11 protein-coding genes and 2 rRNA genes are annotated in these 14,183 nt (G+C 41.3%); 5 read left to right on the forward strand and 8 right to left on the reverse strand.

The window, feature by feature from the left end:
* Positions 1-296: 296 nt before the first annotated feature.
* From H2677_RS14660 to H2677_RS14675, 4 genes are all read right to left on the reverse strand, one after another.
* The gene (locus H2677_RS14660) at positions 297-2,681 is read right to left on the reverse strand and encodes a YgiQ family radical SAM protein (RefSeq protein ID WP_125299601.1); all 2,385 of its coding nucleotides are present in this window, start codon (positions 2,679-2,681) and stop codon (positions 297-299) included.
* A gap of 155 nt (positions 2,682-2,836) precedes the next feature.
* Complete coding sequence (locus tag H2677_RS14665) at positions 2,837-4,045, reverse strand: MFS transporter (protein ID WP_039046889.1); 1,209 nt, start codon at positions 4,043-4,045, stop codon at positions 2,837-2,839.
* A gap of 78 nt (positions 4,046-4,123) precedes the next feature.
* Positions 4,124-5,371, reverse strand: a complete 1,248-nt coding sequence (locus H2677_RS14670) for an esterase-like activity of phytase family protein (RefSeq protein WP_212638822.1) — start codon at positions 5,369-5,371, stop codon at positions 4,124-4,126.
* A gap of 125 nt (positions 5,372-5,496) precedes the next feature.
* Complete coding sequence (locus tag H2677_RS14675; protein ID WP_005403498.1) at positions 5,497-5,901, reverse strand: helix-turn-helix domain-containing protein; 405 nt, start codon at positions 5,899-5,901, stop codon at positions 5,497-5,499.
* Positions 5,902-5,982: 81 nt separating this feature from the next.
* On the opposite strand from H2677_RS14675, the gene H2677_RS14680 reads away from it, so the two are divergent.
* The 5 genes from H2677_RS14680 (at position 5,983) to H2677_RS14700 (ending at position 9,056) form a co-directional block, all read left to right on the forward strand.
* Positions 5,983-6,471 (forward strand): DUF2938 domain-containing protein, encoded by a 489-nt coding sequence (locus H2677_RS14680; RefSeq protein ID WP_212638823.1) that lies wholly within the window; start codon positions 5,983-5,985, stop codon positions 6,469-6,471.
* A gap of 14 nt (positions 6,472-6,485) precedes the next feature.
* Positions 6,486-7,049, forward strand: coding sequence for a flavodoxin family protein (locus H2677_RS14685; RefSeq protein ID WP_212638824.1), 564 nt, complete (start codon positions 6,486-6,488; stop codon positions 7,047-7,049).
* 4 nt (positions 7,050-7,053) lie between these two features.
* Positions 7,054-7,284 carry a DUF2798 domain-containing protein gene (locus tag H2677_RS14690; RefSeq protein WP_004917151.1) on the forward strand — a complete coding sequence of 77 codons (231 nt, stop codon included), beginning with the start codon at positions 7,054-7,056 and terminating at the stop codon, positions 7,282-7,284.
* A gap of 327 nt (positions 7,285-7,611) precedes the next feature.
* Positions 7,612-8,175, forward strand: coding sequence for a lytic transglycosylase domain-containing protein (locus H2677_RS14695; protein WP_004917154.1), 564 nt, complete (start codon positions 7,612-7,614; stop codon positions 8,173-8,175).
* 362 nt (positions 8,176-8,537) lie between these two features.
* Positions 8,538-9,056 carry a lytic transglycosylase domain-containing protein gene (locus H2677_RS14700; RefSeq protein WP_212639622.1) on the forward strand — a complete coding sequence of 173 codons (519 nt, stop codon included), beginning with the start codon at positions 8,538-8,540 and terminating at the stop codon, positions 9,054-9,056.
* A 57-nt stretch (positions 9,057-9,113) separates the two neighbouring features.
* On the opposite strand, the gene cysK is transcribed toward H2677_RS14700, so the two are convergent.
* From cysK to H2677_RS14720, 4 genes are all read right to left on the reverse strand, one after another.
* On the reverse strand, positions 9,114-10,115 hold the full coding sequence (gene cysK, locus H2677_RS14705; RefSeq protein ID WP_212638825.1) for a cysteine synthase A: 1,002 nt from the start codon (positions 10,113-10,115) through the stop codon (positions 9,114-9,116).
* A gap of 121 nt (positions 10,116-10,236) precedes the next feature.
* Positions 10,237-10,821 (reverse strand): hypothetical protein, encoded by a 585-nt coding sequence (locus H2677_RS14710; RefSeq protein ID WP_212638826.1) that lies wholly within the window; start codon positions 10,819-10,821, stop codon positions 10,237-10,239.
* Between the two features lie 93 nt (positions 10,822-10,914).
* Positions 10,915-11,029, reverse strand: a 5S ribosomal RNA gene (gene rrf, locus H2677_RS14715).
* 175 nt (positions 11,030-11,204) lie between these two features.
* Positions 11,205-14,094: ribosomal RNA gene (locus tag H2677_RS14720) — 23S ribosomal RNA — on the reverse strand.
* Positions 14,095-14,183 lie beyond the last annotated feature (89 nt).

Here is a 14,183-nt window from a genome sequence, read left to right on the forward strand (position 1 = left end):
ACCAATCCCTTTAGATTTTTTATAATCATTTGGCTTTATGCCATTTTTTTAATCAATAACAGCGATAGCAAAGTCATTTTAGCAGTGCAACTTTAAAGTTTTTAATCGTTTTCTACTAGTCGACCAAAGTCGTAAAAGCTGTTCTGCCCTTTATTTATAATCATCATAGCTTAAATTTTCAAGTTGATATTGTCAGTATATGTTTCTATAAATTGTAGTTTTACACTTAAATTGTGATTATTTTGACATTTTCAGACGAAAAGAAAGGGAAAGCATGTTTCCCTTTCTTTTAAATATTAACGATGGGCTTTAGCCTTAGGTTTACTCTTTCCTGAAAATGGCTTTTTATCACCAGTTTCACGTGGTGGCAAACCAGTGTGCTGAGTCAACACCTGTCCTTTTTGAGGACGTTTCTGACTCGATTGAGACTGCGGACGAGACTGTTGACCCCGTTTTACAGAATCACCAGCCACTGTCGAGTTTTTCTTACGAGCAGACTTATACTCACCTTCAGCCGTGCCTTGTGGCTGATAGGTTGGAATCAGATGCTGTTTCGAATTACCAATTAAATCCGAACGCCCCATTTCTTTCAGTGCTTCACGTAATAAAGGCCAGTTATTTGGATCATGGTAACGCAAGAAAGCTTTATGCAAACGACGACGTTTTTCACCTTTCACGATATCGACATTTTCGGTATAACGCGCCACTTTAGACAATGGATTCTTGCCTGAATAATACATAGTAGTTGCAGTTGCCATTGGCGATGGATAGAAGGTTTGTACCTGATCAGCACGGAAACCATTCTTTTTCAGCCAAATCGCCAAGTTCATCATGTCATAATCCGTTGTACCCGGATGCGCAGCGATGAAGTAAGGAATTAAATATTGTTCCTTCCCTGCTTCCTTACTAAAACGCTCAAACATTTGTTTGAAGCGGTCATAAGTTCCGATCCCTGGTTTCATCATCTTGGATAATGGACCATGTTCGGTATGCTCTGGCGCAATTTTCAGATAGCCACCAACATGATGCTGTACCAACTCTTTAACATATTCAGGATTTAACACAGCGAGATCATAACGAAGACCTGAACCGATTAAAATCTTCTTCACGCCTTTGATTTCACGTGCTTTACGATAAAGCTGAACCAATGGCGCATGATCAGTGTGTAAGTTTTGACAAACACCTGGATAAACACAAGACGGTTTACGACAGTTCTTCTCGATTTCAGGGTCATTACAGTGCAAACGATACATGTTTGCCGTTGGACCACCTAAGTCTGAGATAATGCCTGTAAATTGAGGTGCAGTATCACGGATCTTTTCAATTTCACGCAGAATGGATTCTTCAGAACGGTTTTGAATAATACGACCTTCATGTTCAGTAATCGAACAGAACGTACAACCACCAAAACAACCACGCATGATATTCACAGAGAATTTGATCATATCAAATGCAGGGAAACGCGCATTACCATAAGCTGGATGCGGTAAACGTGCATAAGGTAAATCAAAGACATAATCCATTTCTTCCGTTGTTAACGGAATTGGTGGTGGATTAATCCAAACATCACGTTCACCATGGCGTTGTACCAATGCGCGAGCATTTCCTGGATTGGTTTCCAGATGCAAAATACGGTTGGCGTGCGCATACAGCACTTGATCATTGGCGACTTCCTCAAAAGAAGGCAAACGAATCACAGCGAGTTCACGTGGCGGTAACTTATGTTTAATCGCTTTGGATGGCGCAGGTTTTAACTGTACGATCTGCGTATCTGGATCAAGTTGATCCCCTTCACGAACGATTGGATTGGTCACAATTTCTTTTTGGAAATTTTGATATTGTGCGAGTGAGTTGCCTTTTTCTTTTTCAACTTCACAGCCATCAATATCTTCAGTCATGACATATGGATTGATAATTGGGTCTACACGACCAATCGTATCCACATCATTACTTGCAATTTCAACAAATTGTGCTTTTGATGCTTTATTGTGTTTATTAATAATAAATGCAGTACCACGAACATCAGTGATGTCATGAACTTTCTCACCTTTAGCTAAACGATGCATCACTTCAATGATTGCACGCTCACCATTTCCGTACATCAATAAATCGGCTTTAGAATCCATCAAGATTGAGCGGCGAACTTTGTCTGACCAATAATCATAATGAGCAATACGACGTAGGCTACCTTCAATCCCACCGAGCAATACTGGCACATCAGGAAAAGCCTCACGACAACGCTGACAATACACCGTGGCAGCACGATCTGGACGTTTATTCGGTTCATTATTTGGCGAATAAGCATCATCTGAACGGATTTTACGATCTGCCGTATAACGGTTAATCATCGAATCCATATTGCCCGCAGTTACGCCCCACGCAATGGTTGGTTTACCTAAAACACGGAAACTTTCAACATTGGTCCAATCTGGTTGAGCAATAATACCAACACGGAAGCCTTGTGCTTCGAGCACACGCCCAATCACACCCGATACAAAAGATGGATGATCAATATAAGCGTCACCACAAACTAAAATAAAGTCACACGCATCCCAACCGAGTAGATCCATTTCTTCTCGTGACATCGGCAAAAATGGTGCGGGTTCAAAACACGACGCCCAATATTTGTCGTAATCAAACAGCGCTTTAGGCGCAGTCTGCTTGGTATAGGCAGTAGACATAGCTTGCGAATCTCGGCTAGCAGATGAAGGAGAGACATCTAAAGATGAAAGCCGATCATTTTAACATGAATTCAATTCATTTTCCCTGTTTATAAAGCATTCAAGAACAAGGAGATAACAAATTATTTGTACAAAGTTTATTCAGATTTAATAATTTAGGCTGAACGTTGTAATTTACCAAGATATAAAGCGGATACTAACCCAATCACCAAAACCACACTCACACTCAAATTAATTCCAATCCAGCCAAACTGCTCCCAAACCAATCCACCGAAGCTGCCGAGCAAACTTGAACCAATGTAATAGCAGAATAAATACAGCGAGGATGCCACTGCACGATATTGAACTGCTTGTACTGAAACCCAACTACTTGCGGTCGAATGCGCTGCAAAAAATGAAAAAGCGAAGATAATCAAACCGATCAAAATTGACCATAATGATGGAATGAGTGTAAACCACAAGCCAATCATCATCGTCATTAACATCATCGGCAGAACCTTATCACGCCCATATTTAAAGCCCCATTGTGCTGCTTTAGGCGAACTATAAATGCCTGCTAGATAAGCAATCGAAATCACACCAATCCATGCTTGTGATAAGTGAAATGGTGCTTCTAATAAATGATAGCTAATATAGTTAAATACTGTCACTAAACAGCCCATTAAGATAAAACCTTGGGCAAATAAAATCCTTAATTTTGAATCTTTTAAGTTCTGTTCAAATGCATCCTTAAAACGAGAAAATCGAAAGGGATACGGTTTAAAGTGCTGCGATTTGGGTAATAAAAAATAAAATAAACAAGCGATAATCAGGTTTAGAAAACCAATAATATAAGTAGCAGATTGCCAAGAAATAAAATCAACTAAAACCCCCGCGATTAAACGCCCTCCCATTCCTCCAATTGCCGTACCTGAAATATACAGCCCCATGGCAAAACCGATATCTTTTTGTGCGATCTCCTCCCCGATATAAGTCATTGCAACCGCTGCGACACCACTCACAGCTAAGCCAATAAAAATACGAGTAGTCAGAAAAATTTCCCAAATCGGAAATGAAGCACTAATCAGCAATAATACGGAAACAAAAAATAAGGCAAACACCATAATCCTTTTGCGTCCATAACGATCAGATATGAATCCTGTGAACAACAAACCAATCGCGAGTGCAATGGTTGAAAAAGATAGAGGGAAACTACTGTGGGTCGGTGTGACCTGAAAGAATTTAGCAAAGATCGGCATCATCGGCTGTACACAATACAGGGATGAAAAGGAAGCAAAACCAGCAAAGAACAAAGACCATAAAATCGCAGTAAACGATTTTGAACCATATTCAATATGGGTTGGGCGCGTAACTGATTCAGACATGAGGACTCCTTCTGCCTGATCAGTATACGCTTTCAACCGAAATGAGGAATGACCATTTCGGCTAATTTTACCCGACGTTTAAAATAATGCTTTCGGCAAACGAATCTGGATAATTTCGTTGTCGTCCGCAAGTTTGGCATTACGTCCCGAAGAACCTGGGAAATTATTGTCATTCAATACAGTTAATGTCGTTCCATTTTCAATAATTACATCTTCAATCGTTTCAAATGGGAAAGCAAAGACCTGACCTGTTCCAATATCCCCTTCACGCGCTGTGCCATAGAGTAAATTTGGATTGGCAATTTTGATTAAATCCACCAAATCTTCACGTACTACCATTTGTTTAGGTTCGGTCAAAGTGATCCGTATCAGCTTTTTATACCCACCTAAATTATTTTGGCTCGCATCACGTTCGATGATGATGCCATCTTTATCACTAAATAATTGGAAATCACCGATATTGGTTGCCTTGCTATTTAAAGCGAACCAATAATATTGTCCCGTATAGCTTTCCTTCTGAATATCAAATTGAGAAATCAGAAGTTGACCTGTTGCATCATTCAGCAATGGCTTTTCCAGTAAAGGATATAAATATTTGCCATCTAGAGAAATCGCCATTCCCTCAAAGCCGCCACTGCGCTGTACCAAAGGCTCAACAAAATTGATGTTGGCTTTGTTGAATTGGTTTTGAGGAGAACGTAGTTCTTGGGCTGGATCTAAAGGATTAGGCAATCCAATAGGTGCATCCAATAAAATTCCTTCTGCTGAGAAATGTAATAAGTAAGGGCCAAACTCATCACCGATCCAATAGCTGCCATCTGCTGCACGTTGCATCGACTCAGGATCAAAATCGGCACCTGTTAATAAACGTTCTGAAGTATTTCCATTCACAATTTCAAAAGGAATACGTTTATTTGGATCACGTAATTGAATAAAGCTTTGGACTGAAACTTGCCCTGTGCCTTTATTTTTTGTTCTGAAATCGGCTTTGATTTTATAAATACGCAATAAATAATCCGCTGAATTGTCTTGCGTACCAAAACCATTATCAGACATCGCCATATAACTACCGTCTTCATTTTTCAAAGCAGCCGAGAAACCTTGTACAGGTTGTCCTTTAAATGGTGGGTAAATACCATTAGCGCCACTGACAGCGTTGCCTGAATCAGGTCCAATCGCATAGGTTTCTACAGGCAGCTTAGCAAAAGAGATCAAGGTCGGCTCAGTCACTTGATCTACCGATGTTTTTTGATCTTGATCATCATTACATGCCGTTAAAGCCAAAGCACTACAGCACAATAAAGCCAATAAAGTTTTCTTGTTCATGGTTTTATACATTTGGTAAAAATTAAGAAAAATTAGAACAAGTTTTTATGAAACTTTGACTTCAATAAAATGACATCTTTATGGCGACGCAATCCGATGCTTTCTCCTTAAAACTCTGTTTTGTTTTAGAGTTTTGTGGGCTGATATTCACCTGCAATCGCAGCTTTTAAAAAATTCTGAAAAGTCGGACATTGCATATGATTTTCTGCGGGACATACCGCAGCATGTCTCAATCCTTCGCTAATGAAATGTAAACGTCGTGTCATTTGTTCTAATTGTTCTGCCTTATCATTCAGCATTTTCCGATCCAACTCAGGCTTTCCATCCTGACCAAACATGCTTGCAATTTCATCCAATGAAAAGCCTGCTGCTCGACCTAATGCAATGAGAGCCAGTTGATCCAAAACTTGTTTACTGTACTGACGACGTAAGCCATGACGACCAATCGATTTGATTAACCCTTTCTCTTCATAAAAGCGCAATGTCGATGTCGTGAGCTTTGCTTTTTTTGCGACTTCACCAATATCCATAAATCCCCCTTGACTTCAAGTTAACTTGAACTTGCACAATCAATTTATCAGATTTTATTGGTAAAGGCTCTAGGTGATGAAATGAATGTGTTGGAACGATTGATTTACATTTTTGGACTTGGTATTGGTGCAACCATCATCATGGATATTTGGTTGTTGATATTAAAAAGATTCAATATCCCAACGTTAAATTTTGCTTTACTTGGGCGTTGGGTTGGCTGGATTTTGCGTGGAAAAATCCAGCATCAATCCATTGCTCAAAGTCCAGAAATTCGACATGAATATCTACTTGGCTGGATTGCTCATTACAGTGTGGGTGTCATTTTTTCTTTCAGCTTTATTTTAATGGTAGGCCAAAATTGGTTGGCTCAACCTCAATTTCCTTCTGCACTTTCCTTTGGTGTGATCACTGTTTTGATCCCTTTCCTGATCATGCAACCCGCGATGGGTTTAGGTATCGCTGCCTCAAAAACACCTCAGCCTTTTATTAACCGCATCAAAAGTTTGATCAATCACAGTATTTTTGGGTGTGGTTTATTTCTCACCGCTGCATTGCTTAATTTTTTCTAATCGAGGACGACTCCATGAAATCTATCGCAATTATCTATCATAGCCGCCAAGGTCATACACAATTTATTGCAGAGCAAATTCAAATAGGTGCTGCACAAGTAGAGAATATTCAAATTGATTTGTTTACAGCAGAATCATTGATGGCTCATCCAGACCTCATCACCCAATATGATGGACTCATTTGGGGTAGTCCAACTTATTTAGGGGGTGTTTCAGGCACCTTCAAACAACTGATGGATCTCACAGGACCATTATGGAAAAAGCAAAGCCTAAAAGGAAAACTCGCGGCAGGATTTACGGTTTCATCACTTCCTGCTGGAGATAAACAGTCGACACTCATTTCACTTTTCACCTTTTGTATGCAACACGGTATGATATGGATTGGTAATCCTGTTCTACCTGAACAACATCAAGGTATACCTCATACTCAGGCACTCAATCGTCTTGGTTCTTGGTCAGGTTTAATGGCACAAGCTGAACATCAAAGTGCAGCCAATGCGTTTGATTTTGGTGATATTAAAACCGCCCAATTATTCGGGCAAAATTTTGCATTAAATTTAAATGCAATTCAGAGGTGATTACGTGAAGGCAGCAAGTCTTTTATTTCCATTCATATTATCTTGCATGATGTCATTTCTCATCTCAGGAATTACTACCTTTAAAGCGGTAGGTTTAATTGATAACTTCTTTTCAATGTGGATGTCAGCTTGGATTGTGGCGTGGATGTTTGCATTTCCAAGTGTATTAGTCTGTGCACCAATTGCTCAAAAGCTAGTAGCATGGATAATAAAGACAGCCAATTTGAAGCATTGAGATATTCAACTATGTAAGCCACAGCCTACACGAAATCAGGTGATTAACGCATATACAACATGCCAATACTTACCTAGAATGCAAGACATAGAGACAGGATGTCTCATTTAAAATAACAAAAAGCACAGGACGTGGTCATCGACAGGAGTTGGTGATAGCACCAAATACGAAGAAGCCTCGACAGGAAGTCGAGGCTTCTTTTTTTCTAAATTAAGTCAAGCCTAAAATATAAAAACCAACGATTTTGCCTATGAACCATCATTGACCCGAACTAGGCCTCTTTTTACTATCCGCGTGCTTTTATAGAATGGACACACTTTTTTCACGATGATAACGCGATACAGATTTTCTTTTACTCAGTTTCAAAACAAATGTCTTAAACTCAGCTTTATAGTTATTAGTGCCTACTTCATCGTTGCATGTACAACAACAAAATCACCAACAATCAACCATTCACAACAATTTTCACAAGGCATTCAAACGGCTTTTTCTGTTCATCCAACGACTGCAAATCGTGTCGCACCGATGATTCTGCAAAGCGCTGAATCTTATAATATTTCTCCACATTTACTTGCTGCACTGATTCGACAAGAATCTAGCTATATCGCCAATGCCAGATCATCAGCAGATGCTGTGGGATTGACCCAAGTACGTCCCAAGTTTTGGCAACAGACCTGTTCTGGAAATCTTTATGATGAACAGATTAATATTAATTGTGGCGCATACATTCTTGCAAAATACTATCAAGCGACTGGTGATTGGTTCAAAGCACTTGGTTATTACAATGTCGGGCCAACTGGTTATAAAAGAAGCCTCTACATGCGCAATCAAGCACATCGCTACGCCAACTCAGTAAAACGCCATGAGCAAGCTTTAAAAGAAGCATTATGATTACATCATGTACGCATATACGTACATCAGTTTCGGTGATTAGCGAATATACGACTAAAGTATAAAGCTCTATCATAAGAATCATAAAGAGACAGGAAGTCTCATTCAGAACAACAAGAAGCACAGGACGTGGTCGTTGACAGGAGTTAACGGCAAGAAACCAAATATGAAAAAGCCTCGACAGGATGTCGGGGCTTTTTTTATGTCCAAACAATGCTCTTCACATGATCGCAAAATAACTATTATTGACTCATTTGCATGGTGTTAATACCATCAATTCATCTTTGTACTATTGGTTTATTATTTTGCAATTCTTATTCAATCATACTGATCAATACAGTCGTATCAATAAATTTAATAGAATGATTTTAAAAATTAGTTTGAGCATGATAGCGATCAGTATGACAGCATGCAGTAGTTTAAGCGGATCATTTGCAAACCGATCTAATCAATTGTCTTCAGGTTTGCAAAATGCTTATTCTGTTGCTCCAAATACTGCCAATCGTTTATCTCCTATGATTGTGCAAAGTGCTGAACGTTATGATGTTTCACCGACTTTACTTGCTGCACTAATTCGCCAAGAATCAAATTTTAATAGCTCAGCGCGCTCTCCTACAGGTGCCATTGGTCTAACTCAAATTATTTCTAGTTATTGGAGTACGTCTTGCCCTGGCAATTTGTATGATGAAAATACCAATATCAACTGTGGTGCTTATATTCTTTCCAGCTATTACAAATCTGCTGGAAGTTGGTCTACAGCTGTAGCGTATTACAATGTTGGACCGACAGGCTATGAACGTAGTTTTTGGACTCGCCATAAAGCGAAGAAATATGCACGCTCAGTTAAGCGCCATGAAAAGACCTTAAAAAAAGCCTTATAATAGAAGTAATAAAAAACCATGCGCTTAGGCATGGTTTTTACTCACTCAACAATGCAATCAAGCTTCGTCAAATAAACCTTCAAATAAAACAGAAGATAAATAACGCTCACCACTATCAGGCAAGATCACCACAATGGTTTTACCTGTATTTTCAGGACGTTCTGCAATTTGAGCTGCTGCTGCTAAAGCTGCACCGCTTGAGATACCAACCAAAATGCCTTCTTGAGTTGCACACTTTCTTGCCCACTCAATCGCATCAGCACTATTCACTGGTACAACCTCATCCACCAAATCCAAATCTAAGTTCTTAGGAATGAAGTTCGCTCCAATGCCTTGAATCTTATGCGGTGCGGGTGAAATGCTTTCACCATTTTTAGTTTGAGTAATGATTGGAGATTCAGCAGGTTCAACTGCGACAGAATAAATTGGCTTATTCTGAACTTGCTCAAAATAACGAGAAATGCCTGTAATTGTCCCGCCCGTGCCAACACCTGCAACTAGAATATCAACTTGTCCATTGGTTGCCTGCCAGATTTCTGGACCTGTAGTGTCAACATGAATCTGTGGATTGGCTGGATTTTCAAATTGTTGTGGTAGAAAATAAAGCTCTGGATTTTCCGTTGCTAAACGAACCGCTTCATCTACTGCACCTTTCATACCTTTAGCAGGTTCAGTTAAAACAAGATTCGCACCTAAAGCTTTTAATACTTTTCTGCGTTCTAAACTCATACTGGCTGGCATCGTCAAAGTGATTGGATAACCTTTTGCCGCTGCAACGAATGCTAATGCAATTCCTGTATTGCCACTGGTTGGTTCAACAATATGCATACCCGCTTTCAACACACCACGCTTTTCCGCATCCGCAATCAAAGCTGCACCAATACGGCACTTCACTGAGAATGCAGGATTACGACTTTCAACTTTTGCCAATACTGTTGCGCCAGTTTTAATCAGACGATTGATACGAACCAATGGTGTATTACCAATCGCTTCAGCATTGTTTGAATATACTGCGATCCCTAAGTTTGCAGGCACTGGAAATTGTTGATCGGTCGACATGTTATTTCCTTATTAGATTTGGAATGATTCTCAATCATTATAGGCTTGTCAGCTGAGTAGGAAAGTAGAAAACGTAGGATTTATGAAAAGCTCTCCCCATATTTATAGCTTTATTCACTGATTATGCGCCCGTAAACCATGAGAACAATACATACTCATCGGACGTTTCATAAAATATTTCTACCTCATTCCACTCTGCTGTTAATTCTAATGCTAATTTTAGATCTGAAGAAATAGGCAAAATAAAACTTTCAATTGAAAGAACCTTGCCACCATTATGATAAATTCCCCAACGATCAAAATATTTTAGATTTTTTGCATTCTGACTTTCCTTTATTAATTTTTGAATAGAATACATTATCCATTGTGTTTGTTCTTGGACTTCTAATTCAGTCAATTTTTTAAAATTAGCTTTCTCTAATATAGGTAACAACCAAATATCAAAAATATTTTTTAAATCTGTTGTAGTTGTTTCAAGAATATCCCATTCTTCATAAAAATGAAGTTCATGAATAACCAGTGTTATAAATGCTTCTAATGAATTCAAACCTTGTGATTTTTTACAAATAAAATAGACAGCATCACACATCCCTTCATCGAAAGTCCTATATTCAATTCGATCAATGTGTACGCGAGTAGAATTAGATAGTATATTTTCTAGTTGTTTAAGATTTGATTTAATTTTTTCTAATGAGATTTCATCCATAACATCTTCTTAATCAATCACAATTATATAATTAAAATAAATATCAAATAAAAAACACCCCTAACCGTTAGGTTAGGGGTGTTTAGATTTAAAAGCTGGCGATGACTTACTCTCACATGGCAAACGCCACACTACCATCAGCGCGAAGAGGTTTCACTTCTGAGTTCGGGAAGGGATCAGGTGGTTCACTCTTGCTATTGTCGCCAGCAAACTGTTGTGGTGTTTTCGGGTCTTATTCACATTAATTAATAATGTTTGCCTTACTTACGATCCAAAGAGTTATTAACGGATTAGATTATTGGGTCTGTATTGTAACTAGTTTGTACACTAAATCAAGTTGTGTATTGAATTTATCTTGAATACAACAACTGTTTGGGTGTTGTATAGTCAAGCCTCACGAGCAATTAGTATTGGTCAGCTTCACACGTCACCGTGCTTCCACACCCAACCTATCAACGTCCTAGTCTCGAACGGCTCTTTAGAGGAATAAATTCCTAGGGAAATCTTATCTTGAGGTAGGCTTCCCGCTTAGATGCTTTCAGCGGTTATCCCTTCCGAACATAGCTACCCGGCGATGCCACTGGCGTGACAACCGGTACACCAGAGGTTCGTCCACTCTGGTCCTCTCGTACTAGGAGCAGATCCTCTCAAATTTCCAGCGCCCACGGTAGATAGGGACCGAACTGTCTCACGACGTTCTAAACCCAGCTCGCGTACCTCTTTAAATGGCGAACAGCCATACCCTTGGGACCTGCTTCAGCCCCAGGATGAGATGAGCCGACATCGAGGTGCCAAACACCGCCGTCGATATGAACTCTTGGGCGGTATCAGCCTGTTATCCCCAGAGTACCTTTTATCCGTTGAGCGATGGCCCTTCCATACAGAACCACCGGATCACTAAGACCTACTTTCGTACCTGCTCGACTTGTGGGTCTCGCAGTTAAGCGCGCTTTTGCCTTTATACTCTACGCGTGATTTCCGACCACGCTGAGCGCACCTTCGTACTCCTCCGTTACTCTTTAGGAGGAGACCGCCCCAGTCAAACTACCCACCAGACATGGTCCTCGTCCCGGATTACGGGACAGAGTTAGAACCTCAACATTACCAGGGTGGTATTTCAAGGACGGCTCCATTGGAACTAGCGTTCCAACTTCAAAGCCTCCCACCTATCCTACACAAGTAAGGTCAAAGTTCAATGTCAAGCTGCAGTAAAGGTTCACGGGGTCTTTCCGTCTAGCCGCGGGTACACTGCATCTTCACAGCGATTTCGATTTCACTGAGCCTCTGCTGGAGACAGCGCCGCCATCATTATGCCATTCGTGCAGGTCGGAACTTACCCGACAAGGAATTTCGCTACCTTAGGACCGTTATAGTTACGGCCGCCGTTTACTGGGGCTTCGATCAAGAGCTTCGCTTACGCTAACCCCATCAATTAACCTTCCAGCACCGGGCAGGCATCACACCCTATACGTCCACTTTCGTGTTTGCAGAGTGCTATGTTTTTAATAAACAGTTGCAGCGGCCTGGTTTCTGCGGCTGCCAACCGCTCAGGGAGCAAGTCCCATCACCGTCAGCAGCGTACCTTCTCCCGAAGTTACGGTACCATTTTGCCTAGTTCCTTCAGCAGAGTTCTCTCAAGCGCTTTGGTCTACTCGACCTGACCACCTGTGTCGGTTTCGGGTACGATTCCTGTGTAACTGAAGCTTAGAGACTTTTCCTGGAAGCATGGTATCAGCCACTTCACTGTACAAGTACAGCTTGCTATCGACTCTCAGCATAGAGCACCCCGGATTTGCCTAAGATGCATGCCTACGGTCTTCCACCTGGACAACCAACGCCAGGCTGACTTAACCTTCTCCGTCCTCTCATCGCATTACACAGAAGTATTGGAATATTAACCAATTTCCCATCGACTACGCCTCTCGGCCTCGCCTTAGGGGTCGACTCACCCAGCCCCGATTAACGTTGGACTGGAACCCTTGGTCTTTCAGCGAACGGGTTTTTCACCCGTTTTGTCGTTACTCACGTCAGCATTCGCACTTCTGATACCTCCAGCATACTTCTCAATACACCTTCATCGGCTTACAGAACGCTCCCCTACCACTTGACTAATGTCAAATCCGCAGCTTCGGCACATAGTTTTAGCCCCGTTACATCTTCCGCGCAGGCCGACTCGACTAGTGAGCTATTACGCTTTCTTTAAAGGGTGGCTGCTTCTAAGCCAACCTCCTAGCTGTCTATGCCTTCCCACATCGTTTCCCACTTAACTATGATTTTGGGGCCTTAGCTGGCGGTCTGGATTGTTTTCCTCTTGACTACGGACGTTAGCACCCGCAGTCTGTCTCCCGGATAGTACTCATTGGTATTCGGAGTTTGCATCGGTTTGGTAAGTCGGGATGACCCCCTAGCCGAAACAGTGCTCTACCCCCAATGGTATTCGTCCGAGGCGCTACCTAAATAGCTTTCGGGGAGAACCAGCTATCACCAGGCTTGATTAGCCTTTCACCCCTATCCACAAGTCATCCCCTGGCTTTTCAACGACAGTGGGTTCGGTCCTCCAGTTAGTGTTACCCAACCTTCAACCTGCTCATGGATAGATCGCCTGGTTTCGGGTCTATACCCAGCAACTAAACGCCCTATTAAGACTCGATTTCTCTACGGCTCCCCTATTCGGTTAACCTCGCTACTGAATATAAGTCGCTGACCCATTATACAAAAGGTACGCAGTCACCGAACAAGTCGGCTCCCACTGCTTGTATGCATGCGGTTTCAGGATCTATTTCACTCCCCTCACAGGGGTTCTTTTCGCCTTTCCCTCACGGTACTGGTTCACTATCGGTCAGTCAGGAGTATTTAGCCTTGGAGGATGGTCCCCCATATTCAGACAAGGTTTCACGTGCCTCGCCCTACTCGTCATCATTATGTGTGCCCTTTCGTGTACGGGAATATCACCCTCTACGTTCGCACTTCCCAGAGCGTTCCACTAAAACACACATAACTTAATGGGCTGCTCCCCGTTCGCTCGCCGCTACTAAGGGAATCTCAATTGATTTCTTTTCCTAAGGGTACTGAGATGTTTCACTTCCCCTCGTTCGCTTCATAAACCTATGTATTCAGTTTATGATACCCGCCTTATAGCGGGTGGGTTCCCCCATTCAGAAATCTCCGGATCAAAGGATATTTGCCGCCTCCCCGGAGCTTTTCGCAGGCTATCACGTCTTTCATCGCCTCTGACTGCCAAGGCATCCACCACATGCACTTAATTACTTGACTATACAACCCCAAACAGTCGTTAACACATACAAGTGAGTGTTATCGTTGCAAACTTAATTGCTACTGGTTTGTTGTCTGTGAATTTAATC

The sequence above is a fragment of the Acinetobacter junii genome, from assembly GCF_018336855.1.
In the GTDB taxonomy this organism is placed as follows: Bacteria; Pseudomonadota; Gammaproteobacteria; order Pseudomonadales; family Moraxellaceae; genus Acinetobacter; species Acinetobacter junii.

Coding starts and splice junctions, on each gene's coding strand:
- H2677_RS14660 (WP_125299601.1), bottom strand. CDS start 2,681: ATGTCTACTGCCTATACCAAGCAGACTGCGCCTAAAGCGCTGTTTGAT.
- H2677_RS14665 (WP_039046889.1), bottom strand. CDS start 4,045: ATGTCTGAATCAGTTACGCGCCCAACCCATATTGAATATGGTTCAAAA.
- H2677_RS14670 (WP_212638822.1), bottom strand. CDS start 5,371: ATGAACAAGAAAACTTTATTGGCTTTATTGTGCTGTAGTGCTTTGGCT.
- H2677_RS14675 (WP_005403498.1), bottom strand. CDS start 5,901: ATGGATATTGGTGAAGTCGCAAAAAAAGCAAAGCTCACGACATCGACA.
- H2677_RS14680 (WP_212638823.1), top strand. CDS start 5,983: ATGAATGTGTTGGAACGATTGATTTACATTTTTGGACTTGGTATTGGT.
- H2677_RS14685 (WP_212638824.1), top strand. CDS start 6,486: ATGAAATCTATCGCAATTATCTATCATAGCCGCCAAGGTCATACACAA.
- H2677_RS14695 (WP_004917154.1), top strand. CDS start 7,612: ATGATAACGCGATACAGATTTTCTTTTACTCAGTTTCAAAACAAATGT.
- H2677_RS14700 (WP_212639622.1), top strand. CDS start 8,538: ATGATTTTAAAAATTAGTTTGAGCATGATAGCGATCAGTATGACAGCA.
- cysK (WP_212638825.1), bottom strand. CDS start 10,115: ATGTCGACCGATCAACAATTTCCAGTGCCTGCAAACTTAGGGATCGCA.
- H2677_RS14710 (WP_212638826.1), bottom strand. CDS start 10,821: ATGGATGAAATCTCATTAGAAAAAATTAAATCAAATCTTAAACAACTA.